Origin of the sequence: Nitrosomonas sp. H1_AOB3 (genome assembly GCF_015709435.1) — a bacterium.
In the GTDB taxonomy this organism is placed as follows: Bacteria; Pseudomonadota; Gammaproteobacteria; order Burkholderiales; family Nitrosomonadaceae; genus Nitrosomonas; species Nitrosomonas europaea.
The window spans coordinates 439,636-454,538 of sequence record NZ_CP054389.1; the positions used below are offsets into that span (position 1 = coordinate 439,636).

Genomic DNA, 14,903 nt, shown 5'->3' on the forward strand with positions numbered 1-14,903 from the left:
TTTACCAGCGTACCAGAACTGATCCCCAGGTGAATCCTCCTCCTACACCTTCCAGCACGATATGCTGGCCCGGTTGGATACGACCGTCACGTACTGCCTGGTCGAGTGCCAGTGGAACGGAAGCAGCCGAGGTGTTGCCGTGTTGTGAAACCGTTGCTACCACTTTTTCTTCAGGGATACCCAGTTTCTTTGCCGTCGAGGTAATGATGCGAATATTGGCCTGATGTGGAATCAGCCAGTCGATATCGGAAGGTTGCAGCTGATTCGCTTGCAGTGCTTCCAGTGCGGCTTCTTCCAGGACTTTGACCGCGAATTTGAAGACTGTACCGCCTTCCATGGTAATGAAAGGAGTCCCTTGTATTTTACCGGAATGGATCGACGCAGGTGCTGTGAGAACCTGGCTGTAACTCCCATCTGCATGCAGATGGGATGAAAGGATCCCCGGTTTCTGATCACGAGTGAGAATCACTGCTCCTGCACCGTCACCAAACAGGACACAGGTACTGCGGTCGTTCCAGTCCATGATACGAGAGTAGACTTCAGCACCAACAACCAGCGCATTACGCGCTTTCCCGGAGCTGACAAACATGTCTGCCGTGGCCAGCGCATAAATGAATCCGCTGCAGACAGCCTGCACATCAAAGGCCGGCCCGTTGGATATACCAAGCTTGTTCTGCAGAATACAGGCTGTGCTTGGAAAGATCATGTCCGGTGTCGTCGTTGCGACGATGATCAGATCAATGTCCTTTGCCTGGATATCTGCAGCCTCAATGGCATTCCGGCTTGCTTCCAGCGCAAGATCACTTGCCATCTGGCCTTCTGCAGCAATATGCCGTCGTTCGATACCGGTACGCGTCCGTATCCATTCATCGCTGGTATCAACCATCGATTCGAGGTCCTGATTGGTCAGGATTTTCTCCGGCAGGTAACTGCCGGTGCCAATGATCCGTGAATACATGGTCATGTTTACTCTATCGATACCGGTTGTGCGATGTTTTGTTCAATATTGTTTCGCAATGTCTCAATATGCTCGACGATGTTCCGTAACGTGCCACCACGTACTTCTTCCACCGCACGCCTGATGGCACAGCGGAAAGCGTAGCTGTCGGCTGATCCGTGACTTTTGATGACAACACCCCGTAACCCCAGCAGACTCGCTCCATTATACTGGCGGTGATCAACCCGCCGCCTGAAGGCATTGATCACCGGTAAGGCCACCAGTCCTGCCAGCCTGCTGAATAAGGAACGCCTGAACTCTTCACGCAGATAACTTGCCAGCATTTGAGCCAGTCCTTCCGAAGTTTTGAGTGCGACATTGCCGACAAAGCCGTCGCATACTACTACATTGGTCGTCCCGCGGTAAATGTCATCCCCCTCGATGTTGCCATAAAAGTTCAAACCGCTGGAACGAAACAACTCGGCTGCCCGCTTGACTACATCATTACCTTTGATGTCTTCCTCACCAACGTTCAGCAGGCCGATACTTGGATTGGGTTTGTTCTCGACTGACGAAACCAGTGTTGCTCCCATTATGCCAAACTGAAGCAAATGTTCAGCTGTACAGTTTACGTTTGCTCCCAGATCCAGCACGTAGGTATGCCCTGAAATGGTTGGAAGGATAACTGCCAGTGCGGGTCGGTCTATTCCCGGGATGGTTTTGAGCACAAATCGGGAAGTGGCCAGTAATGCGCCTGTATTTCCTGCACTGATGCATGCCTGTGCTTCACCACTTTTAATCAGGTTGAGTGCTACACGCATCGAAGAATCTTTCTTGTTGCGCAAGGCAACAGCCGGGTGTTCATCCATGCCGACGACTTCGTTCGCCGGGTGTAATCTGAGCCGCGAGCCGGGCGATACCTTAAGCGCATCCAATTCTCTGGAAATGACCTCGGGTTTACCAACCAGAATAATGTTGGTTTCGCAGTCGTGATGCAAGTATTCAACAGCTGATGGAACTGTGACATGCGGACCGTGATCGCCACCCATGCAATCAATTGCTACCGTTATATTCACTTGTCAAGAAGGATCTGACAGCAGGGCTAATGCAGTATGGGCAGATACCATCAATCGTCGTTTTTGGTTTTGATTACTTTTTTGCCGCGATAATACCCGTTCGGGCTGATGTGATGCCGTAAATGGGTTTCCCCGGTAGTGGGTTCGATCGCAAGCGGAGGATTGGTCAGCGCATCGTGAGAGCGATGCATCCCGCGCTTGGAGGGGGATTTTTTGTTTTGTTGTACAGCCATGTTTAACTCCAGAGTAAAAACGACTTATAAAAGTACCGGTTCAATGTGATTGCTTCAGTGACGCCAACACGGTAAAAGGATGTTCTTTTACGGCGGCTTCATGTATTCCGGTTCCAGTTGACGGGTGACACCCGGCGGTATCTTCATGACGAGGGGAAACCGGCAGGCTCAGGATCACTTCATCCTCTATCAAAGCCAGAATATCGAGTTCATTCGAAGCATAAATCGCATCCACAAACATATCTTCGTCATAACGTGACAACTCATCCTCGTTTCGGGCCAGAAGCAGTGCTGTCTTCACATCGAGTGTGTATTCGATCTTTTCCAGACAGCGCTGGCAACTCAAGTCGATGATTCCGTTGACTGACATTTTCAGCAGCGGCCTGTCACGTTCATCCAGTAATCCGGTGACCAGATAAGCCAATTCTCCCGCTGAGTTTGTCAGATAATCTCTTAGACGCTCAAGATTGAGCAGGGGGACATTTCCCTGAAGTGATTTGCCACTGCGGACAAAATCCAGTGCATCTATGACAAGTTGGTCGAACATAAGGCGCGCATGTTATATTTTTTATAACAAAGTGTCAAAATCACAAATCGGCATATTACTATAATATTTTGAAAAATCGCACGAATTACCCTCCGCTTATACTGGGTTCCAGCTCGGTTTACCGGTGTGAACTGCTGCAGCGTCTGCAGATACCTTTTGAAACCGCAAGTCCGGCCGTCGACGAGTTTGCTTTGCCCGGGGAAGCGCCTGGGACAACTGCGTTGCGTTTGGCAAAAGAAAAGGCACATGCGGTAGCAAAGCTGTTTCCTGATGCACTTATCATCACAGCAGATCAGGTTGCAGCCCTGGGGGAAATACAACTGGGCAAACCATTGAGTCATGAAAATGCTGTCCAACAACTCCGTTTGATGCGTGGCAGGGAAGTCATCTTTCATTCGGCGCTATGCCTGTTCAACAGTCGTACAACCCGTCTGCAGGCGCGTGTCATACCGTGTTCGGTAAAGTATCGCGAGTTGAGCGACAGTCAGATCGAGCACTATCTTGCAAAGGAACAACCTTACCATTGTGCCGGCAGTGCAAAAGCGGAAGGTCTGGGGATTGCTCTGATTGAACGCATTACCGGGGAAGATCCTAACGCGCTGATCGGACTGCCGCTGATAGCACTGGTGGAGATGTTGATGGAGGAGGGGGTGGAACTGTTTTAGCGTTGCCAATCCTCTGCCCAAATGCTGAACCATTTTCCCTATTTTTCCATCTGGCTGTGGAATGGCCGGAATCCGTATTTTCATGTTACATTGCAGCAGCCCAATGTAGATACCTGTCGCTGTTTTCCAGATGAATAAACTTTCCGTTGGTGATAATGAATAAACCTTCCTCTGCCAGGCTGATCATTCTGGCATTTCTTGTCAGCATGCTGACAAATACGTTCGGATGGTCATTCAACGGTAAGGTGTTCACGCATGAACTGGCGCATCATCATTACAGGGAGTTGTTTCTGATGTATCCCGATGCGCATCTTGAGCTGCACCACGCGCTTGATGACAGTGTTGATCTGGATGCCGCTACTCACTTGTGTCTGCACGCTGCCGGCCAGTTTCAACCGTTTTACCTGCCCGCATCATTGCAGATAAATACTGCTGACGTGAGGGAGATGACACCGGAAATTGCTGACAGCTCTTTTCCGGAAACGATTCCCGACCGTCTTTACCACCCTCCCCGATTACTTTCCTGATCCAGTCTTGGCTGGCTGAAACTGCAGCAGAGCCGGGTAGCCGCCGGGTTGGCCGTTCGGCAATCCGGTTTATTCGCTGTGTCACGTTCGACGTGTTTTCACAGCATGACTTCGTTATCAATCATCATGATGGAATATCAGGTAGAAAGAAGACCCGGGTCATTTCACCAGGGGGGGGCGATATTTTTCCTGGCGTTCGTACTGACAGGAATGATGCCTGTCCAGAATTATGGCGTGGCGCTCGCAAATGCTGCAGCGCTGACCGCGGATGTACAGGCAGGTGGTATCAGTGAAAAAGGGGATCTTACCTTGCAACAGGTGCTGCAACTGGTTTTGCAGAATAACCCTGAGTTATCCGCTTTTTCCAGAGAAATAGCCGCTCATGAAGGTACGAAATTACAGGCCGGTCTGTTCAATAATCCGGAGTTCAGTATCGAAGCGGAAGACATCAACTCTTCCAATAGTGCCATTCAGAAATTTGCGACTTTCCGTATCAGTCAGTTGATTGAACTTGGCGGTAAGCGGCCGGCCCGGGTGAATGTAGCAACGCTTGGGCAGGAACTGGCCGATCAGGCTCATGCCGCCAAACGGTTGGAAATCATTGCACGTACCGCCAGTGCCTTTGTCGATGTGCTGGAAAATCAGGCGCAGGTGAGTGTAATGGACGATACCTTGCATCTGGTCCAGGTTGCGATGGAGACGGTGGTTAAACGGGTCGAAGCCGGGAAAGCACCGCCCATGGAGGCAATTCGTTCGAAAGTTGCGCTATCCACTGCAAGCATCGAGCTGGAACAGGCCCGGCGCAGCCTGTCAGCCGCCAGAACGAAGCTTGCCTTACTTTGGGGTGAAGCAGAACCTCGATTCGACCGGGTGCTGGGAGAACTGGAATCATTCGTCGAGATACCGGAGTTTGATCAGCTGGTAAAGCGCCTCGAAGAAAACCCGGTCGTGCGGCAAAGTCTCAAGAATGTTGCACAACGCGAGGCGATGGTCGAGCTGGAAAAAGCCAGGAAAATTCCTGATATAACGGTCGATGCGGGTATTCGGCGTTATCTGGGAACGGACGACACTACTGCCGTGGTGGGGATGTCGATTCCCATTCCGATTTTTAACCGTAATCAGGGGAATGAGCTGGAAGCTCGCCAGCGCCTGAACAAGGCAATGGATGAACGGATGTCGGTCGAATTGCAGCTCAGGACTGAGTTTGTACGTAACTACGAGAGTCTGCTGGCAGCCCGGAATGAAATCAGGGTGTTACATGATGCAGTGCTGCCGGGTGCACAGAATGCCTTCGAGATCACCAACCGGGGGTATCAACTGGGCAAATTCAGTTTTCTGGAAATGCTGGATGCTCAGCGTACTTTTTTTCAGAATCGCATTCTTTATGTGCGGGCGCTGGCCAATTATCAGCGCCTGGTCAACACGATCGAGCAGTTGATTGCAGCACCGCTTGCTGATTCAGCTACGGATTCAACGAGACTCAACAATCAAGGGAAGGAGCACAATCAATGAACGTTACCGGACGGTTACCCATCGTAGCGGTTATTCTGGCCGGTATCCTGCTGGGAACATGGCTGCTGATCGGCGGATCCCCGGATATCGTAGAGCGATTTTCTTCTGCGGAGCCGGAAACTGAATCCGGATCAGCAACCGGATCCAGGGGCGGGGAATTATTTACGAAAGACGATTTGAGCCTGGAACTGATCATCCATGAAGAGGGTGTGTTTCCACACTTCAGAATCTATCCATACTGGCAGAAGCAATCCTTGTCACCGGCAGAGGTGAAGGTAACGGTGGCATTGTCACGCCTCGGCAGGCCGGCGCAACTGTTTCATTTCCGGCCGGAAAGCGACTATCTGATCAGTGACCAGGAAGTGGAAGAGCCGCATTCTTTCGAACTGGTCGTCGCTGCTGAGTATCAGGGCAAGGCCTATCGCTGGAATCACAGCCAGGTCGAGGCACGAGTGGAAATGTCCGATACGATGATGCAAAGCAGCGATATCGAGCTGGCCACGGCCGGTCCTGCTGTTATCCGCTCGGAGATTACCCTGCCGGGTGAAATCATCTTCAATGAACATAATATTGTGCATGTAGTTCCTCGTCTGCCCGGTATGGTGGTGTCTATCAAACGCCACCACGGGCAGCGGGTGAAAAAAGGTGAGGTGCTTGCTGTCATGGAAAGCGCCATGCTGGCTGATCTGCACAGCCAGTATCTGCTTGCCCGCAGGCGACAAACATTGGCGCAAACGATTTATGATCGGGAAGAACAGTTATGGCGGGAGAAGATTACCGCCAGACAGGATTACCTTACTGCCAGGCAGCAGCGGGAAGAAGCCAGTATTACCACCCAGCTGGCGGCTGAACGCTTGCTGGCACTGGGTGTGCAGCCGAAATCCGATTTATCCGGGAAAAATCTTGCCCGTTATGAAATCCGCTCTCCCATTTCCGGAATTGTTATCGATGAAGCGATCGTTACCGGAGAAGTCGTTAAGGAGGATAAAACTGCATTTATCATCGCCGACATTTCCACGATCTGGGCGGCTGTCAGGGTTTTTCCCGGCAATCTGCACCAGGTTCATGTAGGCCAGCGTGCCGTCATCCGGGCAAATGCCTATGATCTGACGCGGGAAGGAGAAGTCACCTATGTGACGACGCTGCTCGACGAACAGACTCGTACAGCGGTTGCACGGGTGCAGCTCGATAATCAGGATGAACGATGGCGGCCTGGCATGTTCGTCAAAGCTGATTTGCAGACCGAAGCAGCCGAAGTTCCGGTGGCAGTATCGCTGGAAGCGATTCAGACAATCGGTGACCAGTCAGTCGTATTTGGCCGTTATGGCGATTATTTCGAAATGCGTCCGCTCAAACTGGGGCGCAGTGATAACCGGATGGCCGAGGTGATCGAAGGTTTGTTCGCAGGCGAGCGCTATGCCGTAAGTAACAGTTTCATCATCAAGTCAGAGCTGGGTAAAGCAGGAGCCGCGCATGATCACTGAGGAAATACCGGTTGATCTTCCGTGCTGCCCGATTATTGTGTTTACCAGTCTGATTTCTTTTTGTTCTGCTGGCTGCTACCGTGATCTGGTCGGGGAGGTCACTCATGTTTGAACGTATGCTTGCAGCAGTGATCCGGCATCGTGGACTGGTCATGCTGGCAGTGCTGGCGATGGCGGCACTGGGTTTGTACAGCTACCAGAAACTGCCGATCGATGCCGTGCCCGATATTACCAATGTGCAGGTGCAGATCAACACCGCAGCGCCAGGTTATTCACCCATGGAAGTCGAGCAGCGCATCACTTTCCCGGTTGAAACCATCATGGCAGGGTTGCCCGGGCTGGATTACACGCGCTCATTATCGCGGTATGGATTATCCCAGGTGACGGTAGTATTCCGGGAAGGAACAGATATTTATTTTGCCCGACAACTGGTTAGTCAGCGTATTCAGGAAGCGAGGGGGCAATTGCCTGCCGGTATCGAACCTGAAATGGGGCCGATTTCCACCGGACTGGGTGAGATATTCATGTGGATAGTCGAAAGTATTCCGGACGCACGCAAACCAGATGGAACTGCCTACACGTCTACTGATCTGCGCGAAATCCAGGACTGGATCATTCGGCCGCAATTACGCATGGTGGAAGGCGTGACCGAAGTCAACACCATCGGCGGGTTCGTCAAACAGTACCACGTTACTCCCTACCCGGAAAAACTCGTCGCTTACGGATTGACGCTGCAGGAAATCGTGGCGGCGCTCGAGCGTAACAATCTTAATCTGGGGGCAGGTTACATCGAAAAACGGGGCGAGCAGTATCTGGTACGTTTGCCCGGCCAGGTCAGCAATCTGGATGAAATCGGTGAGATTACGCTGGGCAGCAGGCAGGGAACTCCGTTACGCATCAAGGATGTGGCCGATATACTGATTGGCAAGGAATTACGTACAGGTGCTGCCACCCGTAATGGTGAAGAGACGGTATTGGGAACCGCCCTTATGCTGATCGGGGAAAACAGTCGTACCGTGGCCCATGCGGTTGCCGGGAAACTGACGGAAATTGGCCGCTCACTGCCGGCTGGGGTGGTGGTCGTTCCTGTTTATGATCGAACCACACTGATCGATGGCACGATTCATACCGTTTCCAGCAATCTGATCGAAGGCGCCGCGCTCGTCATCGTCGTACTGTTCCTGTTTCTCGGTAATTTCCGTGCAGCGGTGATCGCGGCACTCGTCATCCCACTGTCGATGCTGTTTACATTCAGCGGCATGGTCGTCAATCATGTCAGTGCCAACCTGATGAGTCTGGGGGCGCTGGATTTTGGCATCATCGTCGATGGTGTCATCGTCATCATCGAGAACAGCATCCGCTGTTTTGCGCAGGAACAGGCAAGGCTGGGGCGGGCATTGAGCCGGGAAGAACGGCTGAAGCTGGTGTTTACAGCCACGCAACAGGTACGGCGCGCGCTGATTTACGGACAGATGATCATCATGATTGTCTACTTGCCGATTTTTACGCTGTCTGGCGTGGAAGGCAAAATGTTTCATCCCATGGCATTTACCGTGGTGGCAGCATTGCTGGGTGCGCTGATTCTGTCAGTCACTTTCGTGCCGGCAGCTGTTGCCCTGTTTCTGACCGGCGAAGTGGCAGATGAAGAAAGCCGGATCGTCGTATGGTGTAAACGTTTCTACCAGCCGATGCTGGTGGTAGTGATGCGTAATCAGGGCTTGACTATCACCGTTGCCGCAGTGGTAATGGGGTTATCAGTGTTGCTCGCTACACGTCTGGGCAGTGAATTTGTACCCAGCCTGAATGAGGGTGATATTGCACTGCACGCAATTCGTATTCCCGGTACCAGCCTTTCCACTGCCATTGCCATGCAGGGGGAACTGGAAAAGGTGATTCAGTCGTTTCCGGAAGTGGAGCAGGTATTCAGCAAAATTGGAACGGCCGAGGTTGCGACCGACCCAATGCCACCCAGCGTAGCGGATATCTTTGTCATGCTCAGGCCGCAATCGGAGTGGTCTGAACAGTACCGGACCAAAGATGAACTGATTGCTGCAATGGAGAAAGCGGTGTTGCAAGTGCCGGGTAACAACTATGAATTTACTCAGCCGATCGAAATGCGCTTCAATGAGCTGATTTCAGGAGTACGTGCCGATGTCGCCATCAAGGTATTCGGTGATGATCTGGATAAGCTGCTTGCCCTGGGGGAGGATATCGAAGCACTGGTTGCAACCGTGCCAGGGGCTGCGGATGTGAAAGTGGAGCAGGTGACCGGATTACCAGTGTTATCCATCCAGGCCGATCGCGCCAATGTTTCGCGTTATGGGCTGAATGTTGCCGATGTGCAGGATGCAGTGGCTATCGCAGTGGGGGGTAAAAGTGCCGGGTTGATTTTCGAAGGGGATCGTCGTTTTGAATTGCAGGTGCGTCTGCCTGAATCGTTGCGGGCCGATATTGAAGCGTTGCGTTATTTACCCCTTGGTTTGCCGGTTCAACCTGGCACACAGGGAGGATTGCTGGCCGGACAATTGCCGCTGGCTGGCTCAACCGCTTTTGTGACGCTGGGTGAGGTGGCTGATTTCAGAATCATGCAGGGGCCGAACCAGATCAGCCGCGAGAATGGCAAGCGTCGGGTGGTAGTAACAGCCAACGTGCGAGGGCGTGATCTGGGCTCCTTCGTCAGGGAAGTACAAATGCTGGTCAATGAAAAAATTCGGATTCCACCGGGTTACTGGCTGGTGTGGGGCGGTCAGTTCGAACAAATGATTTCAGCGGCGGAACGTTTGCAGATCGTGATACCGGTTGCGCTGGCATTGATTTTTATGATGCTTTATACCGTATTCGGCAATTTCCGGGATGGGTTGCTGGTATTCACCGGTGTGCCGTTCGCGCTGACGGGAGGGGTGTTGGCGCTATGGCTGCGTGACATTCCGCTGTCCATTTCAGCCGGGGTTGGGTTCATTGCGCTGTCAGGAATCGCAGTGCTCAACGGGCTGGTCATGCTGACTTTCATCCGCGAATTACGCCAGGAAGGCCGCGCCCTGGTGGATGCTGTACAAATTGGTGCGCTCACAAGATTGCGCCCGGTGCTGATGACAGCGCTCACCGATGCCGTTGGATTCATTCCCATGGCACTGGCAACTGGTCTTGGCGCTGAGGTACAGCGTCCGCTAGCCACGGTCGTGATTGGTGGTATCCTTTCCTCAACGATTCTGACATTGCTGGTATTGCCCGTGTTGTATTACGTGTTTTACAAACGCCAGGAAGAGGATGGAAAGAGTTATCAGAAAAAAACGGAGATGCTGCCGGATGCGAACATTCCATGAGGATTTCGGCCGCGTCGGAATTTTTTCCACTTTCTGCCGTTGTGCAATGGCCGAATGAGCTGAGTCAGGGATAATCGGGAATTGTAGTGGTACAGAGCGTTCTTTTACCGGCGAGCGGGCAGATGCTATGAGACAATGAATGTCGAATAATTTTACATTTTTGTGGATTACTGATCAGCCATGGCCGGGAGTGGTTTTTATCTTCATGTTTTTTATGGTATTAAATTATTCTTTACGGTATGGTACGAAATATGCATGTTAAAAGTACAACAGCAGACTTTATTGGCTTCCTGTTGTTATACTGGCGATATTTTATTTCCCTAAGTTTTGTATGTTTTTTACATGAAAGGTGATTAACGTGACAGAAGAAAAAATTCAGGGACAAACAGCTGCTGCTCCTCAGCCGGCGCGCAGGCGATTGCTCAAGAGCACGGTCGCCATTCCGGTTATCATGACGCTGCATAGTGGTGCGGTACTAGCGCGATCAAGCAATTTGGTAGGTCCGGCTGCTCCGGAGGATGTACATCAAGTTGATGGGAAATATGCGTGTGCTATTCCAGATCCAAATGAAGACCAGTCAGCTGCTCCACCCTACGATCTGGGTGATTCTCCGAATGTATTTTTGGCAAATAGTCCAGAAGAGTGTGAAAATCCACCAGTAGGTGGGATTTTGCTTTCTCAAGGAGCATTTGGCTCTTTTTGGATTCCACCGAGCGGTTAGTAGTGATAGTGTAGGTCGAATGAATGACTGGTATTTATCTTGTTTCTTATCATTACGCATAGAGAATTGGGAAGGTGAATTTACTGTATTCCAGCCGGAATCCGGTAAAACCCATTTTCTGAATGAGATGGGGCTGAAAATCCTCACGATACTTGATCAATCTCCTGCCACGCTGGAAACAGTTTGCAAAGCGTTATCAGAGTATTTTTCGTTGCAACCTGACAAAGATTTTCCGGGACAAATCGCTAAAACGCTACATCGTTTTGAAACACTTGGCCTGATCACCAGAGTGAAAGAACACGCGTGAAGGTTGAGCAATTTTCGCTGGATCAGTTACGCACATTACTTGCCGGATCAGGTCTGCGTGTAAAAGCAGGGCCGTTCAATCTGTCTATTCAGACCTGCTTACCCTCACTTACCGATCAACTCTATCGGATGTACTCCCACTACTCGCTGGTGGATGAAACAGAAATTGCTGAATTTCATGTTCGAATAATTCCTAAACATTCGATCAGGCGGCCATTTGTCCGGCTGATTCAGTTTCAAGTCGATGGCCGCGCTCCATTCCCACCTGTTCCTGTAGAGCAAGCACTGGCAACACTGGAATGGGGTATCAATCTCGTCATCGCCATGCGTGTCAATCACCTGTTACTGTTTCATTCTGCTGCCGTGGAGCGCAATGGCCATGTACTGTTGCTGCCAGCCTGGCCAGGCAGCGGCAAGACAACCTTGTGCACGGCACTGATTCACCGTGGCTATCGGCTGTTTTCCGATGAATTTGGGTTGATGGATCCGCAGTCGGGTGAATTTTTTCCGCTACCCCGGTTGATGCCGCTCAAAAATCAATCGATCGGGGTGATTCGTGATTATCTGCCGGAAGCAGTGCTGGGGCCGGAAATACCGGGTACATTGAAAGGAACGGTTGCCCATGTGCGCCCGCCGCAGGAAAGTATCGAACGGGCGGATGAAACTGCGAAACCACGCTGGATCGTTTTTCCGAAATGGTCAGCGGGTGCTGCTTTGCGGTTGGAATCTTTGCCGCAATCCGAGGCGTTTCTGTTGCTGGCAACCAATGCATTCAATTACGAAGTGCTGGGAGAAACCGCATTTGATGCGGTAACCAGTCTGGTTCGTAACTGTGAGTGCCGCAAACTGGTTTATTCCGATTTCGATAGCGCTTTGGCCGCGCTGGATGAACTGACCGATGGCTAAGGTTGATACCAGGCCAGATCATCACCGGTTGCTGCTGGAAGCGATCGTTCAGCCTGCTTCCCTGACCAGATACGACAATCGGCAATGGGAATTATTGTTGCGGTTGGCGAGACGGGCGCAGCTATCCGGCTACCTTGCAGCCAAACTGGAAAAAGATGAGCTGTTGGACAAAATTCCGCGGCGTGCTTCCAATCTGTTGCGCTCTAGCTTAATTCAGGCAAGAAAACAGCAGCAATCGGTCAACTGGGAGCTGAACCGGGTGATTTGGGCGCTGGATGGCCAGGATATCCCGGTTATCGTCCTCAAGGGAATGGCATATCTGTTGCAGGATCTGCCGAATGCTCCGGGGCGCATGTTTGCTGACCTGGATTTGCTGGTGTCGAAAGAAAATCTGGGTCAGATCGAATCCAGCCTGCTGAAGAAAGGCTGGCGGCATCATGCACTGACCGACTACGATGAGCGTTACTATCGTGAGTGGAGTCATGAAATTCCCGCATTGGTGCATCCTGAACGCAGTGTTGAAGTGGATGTTCACCATACACTTTCTTCACCGCTGGGCAAGCTGAAGATCGATCCACTGCCATTCCGGGAAGCAGCGGTCAAAGTGAAAGATGCAGGTATTTATGTGTTGAGCCCGGAAGATATGGTGCTGCATTGTGCAGTCAACCTGTTTCAGAACAACGAGCTGGCCGACGATCTGCGGCATCTGCTCGATTTTCACGAGATGATGCTGTTTTTCAGCAGTCAGCAGCCGTTTTTTCAACAAAAGCTGATCGAGCGCGCTAATCAGCTCGGATTAGGAAATCCGCTGTTTTACAGTTTGTATTTCAGTCGCTTATTGCTGCGATCAGCGATTCCGGATGATCTGGAAAAACAGCTCGATCGGCAACCCGGTTGGCTGGCGCGGCGTGTCATGCATCATTGCGTACCGCTGGCATTACTGCCGCAGCATCCTGATCACCCTTCCAGGATGGCGGGATACGCGCGTATGTGGCTTTACTGGCGCAGCCACTGGCTGCGCATGCCGCTTTACCGTCTGGTACCGCACCTGGCCTATAAGTTTTATCTGTCCGTGTTTCCGGCCAGGGCTGAAACATCAAAGTAGGAATAACGTAGCCAGGCCCAGGAAAATAAAGAAACCGCCACTATCAGTGACGGCAGTGATCAGGACACTGGAGCCGAGGGCAGGATCACGCCCGAACTTCTTGCGTGTCAGCGGGATAAGTACGCCGACGAATGCAGCCAGCAGCAGATTCAGCAGCATGGCGAGTGCCATGACTAGACCCAGTTGCATGTTACGGTAGATGGCGTAGGTGAATAGCCCTACTACACTTCCCCATACGATGCCATTGACGATACCGACACCGATTTCCTTGCTGATCAGTTTCAAGGTGCTGTCCTGATTCACCTGTCCCAGCGCAATGGCCCGAACGATCATGGTGATGGTCTGATTACCGGAATTTCCACCTACCCCCGCTACAATGGGCATCAGCGCAGCAAGTGCAACCAGTTTCTCGATCGAGTTCTCGAATAATCCGATCACGCGAGAAGCAATGAATGCCGTGACCAGGTTGATCGCTAGCCAGGCCCAGCGGTTGCGTACACTTTTCCAGATGGGAGCAAACAGATCTTCTTCTTCGCTCAGACCGGCTTGGCTGCGTGCTTCGAGATCTGCCTTCTCACGCATGAAGTCAATGACTGCGTTGACCGTTACTCGGCCCAGCAGCTTCCCTTCTGAAGAAATGACGGGGGCGGTTACCAGATCGTACCGTTCAAATGCATGAGTGGCTTGTTCAGCCTTATCGTCTGGAAGAAATTTGACCGTGTCGCGCGCCATGACTTCCATCACAGTGGCTTCAGGGTCACTTACCAGCAACTGGTTCAACAGCAAGACTCCCTGCAGTTGTTCAGTACGGTCGACCACGAACAGCTGATCAGTATGATCCGGCAATTCGCCAAGCCGGCGTAAGTAACGCAGCACGACTTCAATGCGCACATCTCCACGTACGGTAATGACATCGAAATCCATCAGTGCGCCTACCGCATCCTCGGAGTAGGACATGGCGGCACGCAGCTGCTCACGTTCTTCCATAGGCAATGCCTGGAAGACGTCTTCCATGACATCGCTGGGTAAATCAGGGGCCAGATCGGCAATTTCATCCGCGTCCAGTTGTTCTGCCGCAGCAACCAGCTCCTCGCTGTCCATGTCCTCGATCAGCGTTTGGCGAACGGCATCGGAGACTTCGAGCAGTACCTCACCATCCTGCTCGGCCTTGACCAGCCCCCAGATGATCAGCCGATCTTCGAGAGGCAAAGCTTCAAGGATATGGGCGATATCCGCCGGGTGAAGCTTGTCCAGTGCCTGTCGCAGATTGGAGAGATTCTGTTTTTGTATGATCGATTCGATCAGTTCCGGCTCGGGCGTATCCTGCAGACGGACGAAACCTTCGACCAGTTTGTATTTTTGCAGCAGATAGGTGACTTTCTGCAGCTTGTCTTCCAGGTTTTCGTGATTTTCTTCAGTCATGACTGATCTGTAATCGAAGTTGTCGGTCGAGGGTGGTTATACAATCGAACTGGCGAGGCACACACCTGCCACGTGGTTGTCTGATGTCAGAAATACCGTTTAGAAGATGAAAAGAAAAAGATGATTCCGTGAAATTTTT

14 protein-coding genes are annotated in these 14,903 nt (G+C 51.7%); 9 read left to right on the forward strand and 5 right to left on the reverse strand.

Annotation, left to right across the window (positions count from 1 at the left end; translation table 11 throughout):
• Position 1 precedes the first annotated feature (1 nt).
• The 4 genes from HRU73_RS02130 to HRU73_RS02145 are packed head-to-tail and all read right to left on the reverse strand — an operon-like array spanning position 2 to position 2,793.
• Positions 2 to 958, reverse strand: coding sequence for a beta-ketoacyl-ACP synthase III (locus HRU73_RS02130; RefSeq protein WP_502709312.1), 957 nt, complete (start codon positions 956 to 958; stop codon positions 2 to 4).
• An 8-nt stretch (positions 959 to 966) separates the two neighbouring features.
• The gene (plsX, locus tag HRU73_RS02135) at positions 967 to 2,013 is read right to left on the reverse strand and encodes a phosphate acyltransferase PlsX (RefSeq protein ID WP_287399253.1); all 1,047 of its coding nucleotides are present in this window, start codon (positions 2,011 to 2,013) and stop codon (positions 967 to 969) included.
• Between the two features lie 50 nt (positions 2,014 to 2,063).
• On the reverse strand, positions 2,064 to 2,246 hold the full coding sequence (rpmF, locus tag HRU73_RS02140) for a 50S ribosomal protein L32 (protein WP_287399254.1): 183 nt from the start codon (positions 2,244 to 2,246) through the stop codon (positions 2,064 to 2,066).
• A 40-nt stretch (positions 2,247 to 2,286) separates the two neighbouring features.
• Positions 2,287 to 2,793, reverse strand: a complete 507-nt coding sequence (locus HRU73_RS02145) for a YceD family protein (protein ID WP_011112200.1) — start codon at positions 2,791 to 2,793, stop codon at positions 2,287 to 2,289.
• Between the two features lie 68 nt (positions 2,794 to 2,861).
• Between HRU73_RS02145 and HRU73_RS02150 the strand changes: the two genes are divergently transcribed.
• The 9 genes from HRU73_RS02150 to HRU73_RS02190 all read left to right on the forward strand — a co-directional run bounded on the left by HRU73_RS02150 (position 2,862) and on the right by HRU73_RS02190 (position 13,342).
• Positions 2,862 to 3,458, forward strand: a complete 597-nt coding sequence (locus HRU73_RS02150; protein WP_281870885.1) for a Maf family protein — start codon at positions 2,862 to 2,864, stop codon at positions 3,456 to 3,458.
• Between the two features lie 155 nt (positions 3,459 to 3,613).
• Positions 3,614 to 3,985: a hypothetical protein gene (locus HRU73_RS02155; protein WP_011112198.1), complete on the forward strand. Its 372-nt coding sequence runs from the start codon at positions 3,614 to 3,616 to the stop codon at positions 3,983 to 3,985.
• 105 nt (positions 3,986 to 4,090) lie between these two features.
• Positions 4,091 to 5,497 carry a TolC family protein gene (locus HRU73_RS02160; protein ID WP_287399255.1) on the forward strand — a complete coding sequence of 469 codons (1,407 nt, stop codon included), beginning with the start codon at positions 4,091 to 4,093 and terminating at the stop codon, positions 5,495 to 5,497.
• The gene (locus tag HRU73_RS02165) at positions 5,494 to 6,981 is read left to right on the forward strand and encodes an efflux RND transporter periplasmic adaptor subunit (protein WP_276679294.1); all 1,488 of its coding nucleotides are present in this window, start codon (positions 5,494 to 5,496) and stop codon (positions 6,979 to 6,981) included. The genes HRU73_RS02160 and HRU73_RS02165 overlap by 4 nt, the downstream gene beginning before the upstream one ends.
• A gap of 104 nt (positions 6,982 to 7,085) precedes the next feature.
• Positions 7,086 to 10,304 (forward strand): efflux RND transporter permease subunit, encoded by a 3,219-nt coding sequence (locus HRU73_RS02170; protein ID WP_287399256.1) that lies wholly within the window; start codon positions 7,086 to 7,088, stop codon positions 10,302 to 10,304.
• A 358-nt stretch (positions 10,305 to 10,662) separates the two neighbouring features.
• Entirely contained in the window at positions 10,663 to 11,025 is a 363-nt protein-coding gene (locus HRU73_RS02175) for a hypothetical protein (RefSeq protein ID WP_287399257.1), read from the forward strand.
• 19 nt (positions 11,026 to 11,044) lie between these two features.
• Entirely contained in the window at positions 11,045 to 11,332 is a 288-nt protein-coding gene (locus HRU73_RS02180) for an HPr-rel-A system PqqD family peptide chaperone (protein WP_287399259.1), read from the forward strand.
• Entirely contained in the window at positions 11,329 to 12,237 is a 909-nt protein-coding gene (locus tag HRU73_RS02185) for an HprK-related kinase A (RefSeq protein ID WP_281870891.1), read from the forward strand. The genes HRU73_RS02180 and HRU73_RS02185 overlap by 4 nt, the downstream gene beginning before the upstream one ends.
• Positions 12,230 to 13,342, forward strand: coding sequence for a nucleotidyltransferase domain-containing protein (locus HRU73_RS02190; RefSeq protein WP_287399261.1), 1,113 nt, complete (start codon positions 12,230 to 12,232; stop codon positions 13,340 to 13,342). Before HRU73_RS02185 ends, HRU73_RS02190 begins: the two co-directional genes overlap by 8 nt.
• Here HRU73_RS02190 and mgtE read toward each other — a convergent pair.
• Complete coding sequence (gene mgtE, locus HRU73_RS02195) at positions 13,334 to 14,764, reverse strand: magnesium transporter (RefSeq protein ID WP_011112190.1); 1,431 nt, start codon at positions 14,762 to 14,764, stop codon at positions 13,334 to 13,336. The two genes, HRU73_RS02190 and mgtE, sit on opposite strands and share 9 nt — an antisense overlap.
• Positions 14,765 to 14,903: the final 139 nt, after the last annotated feature.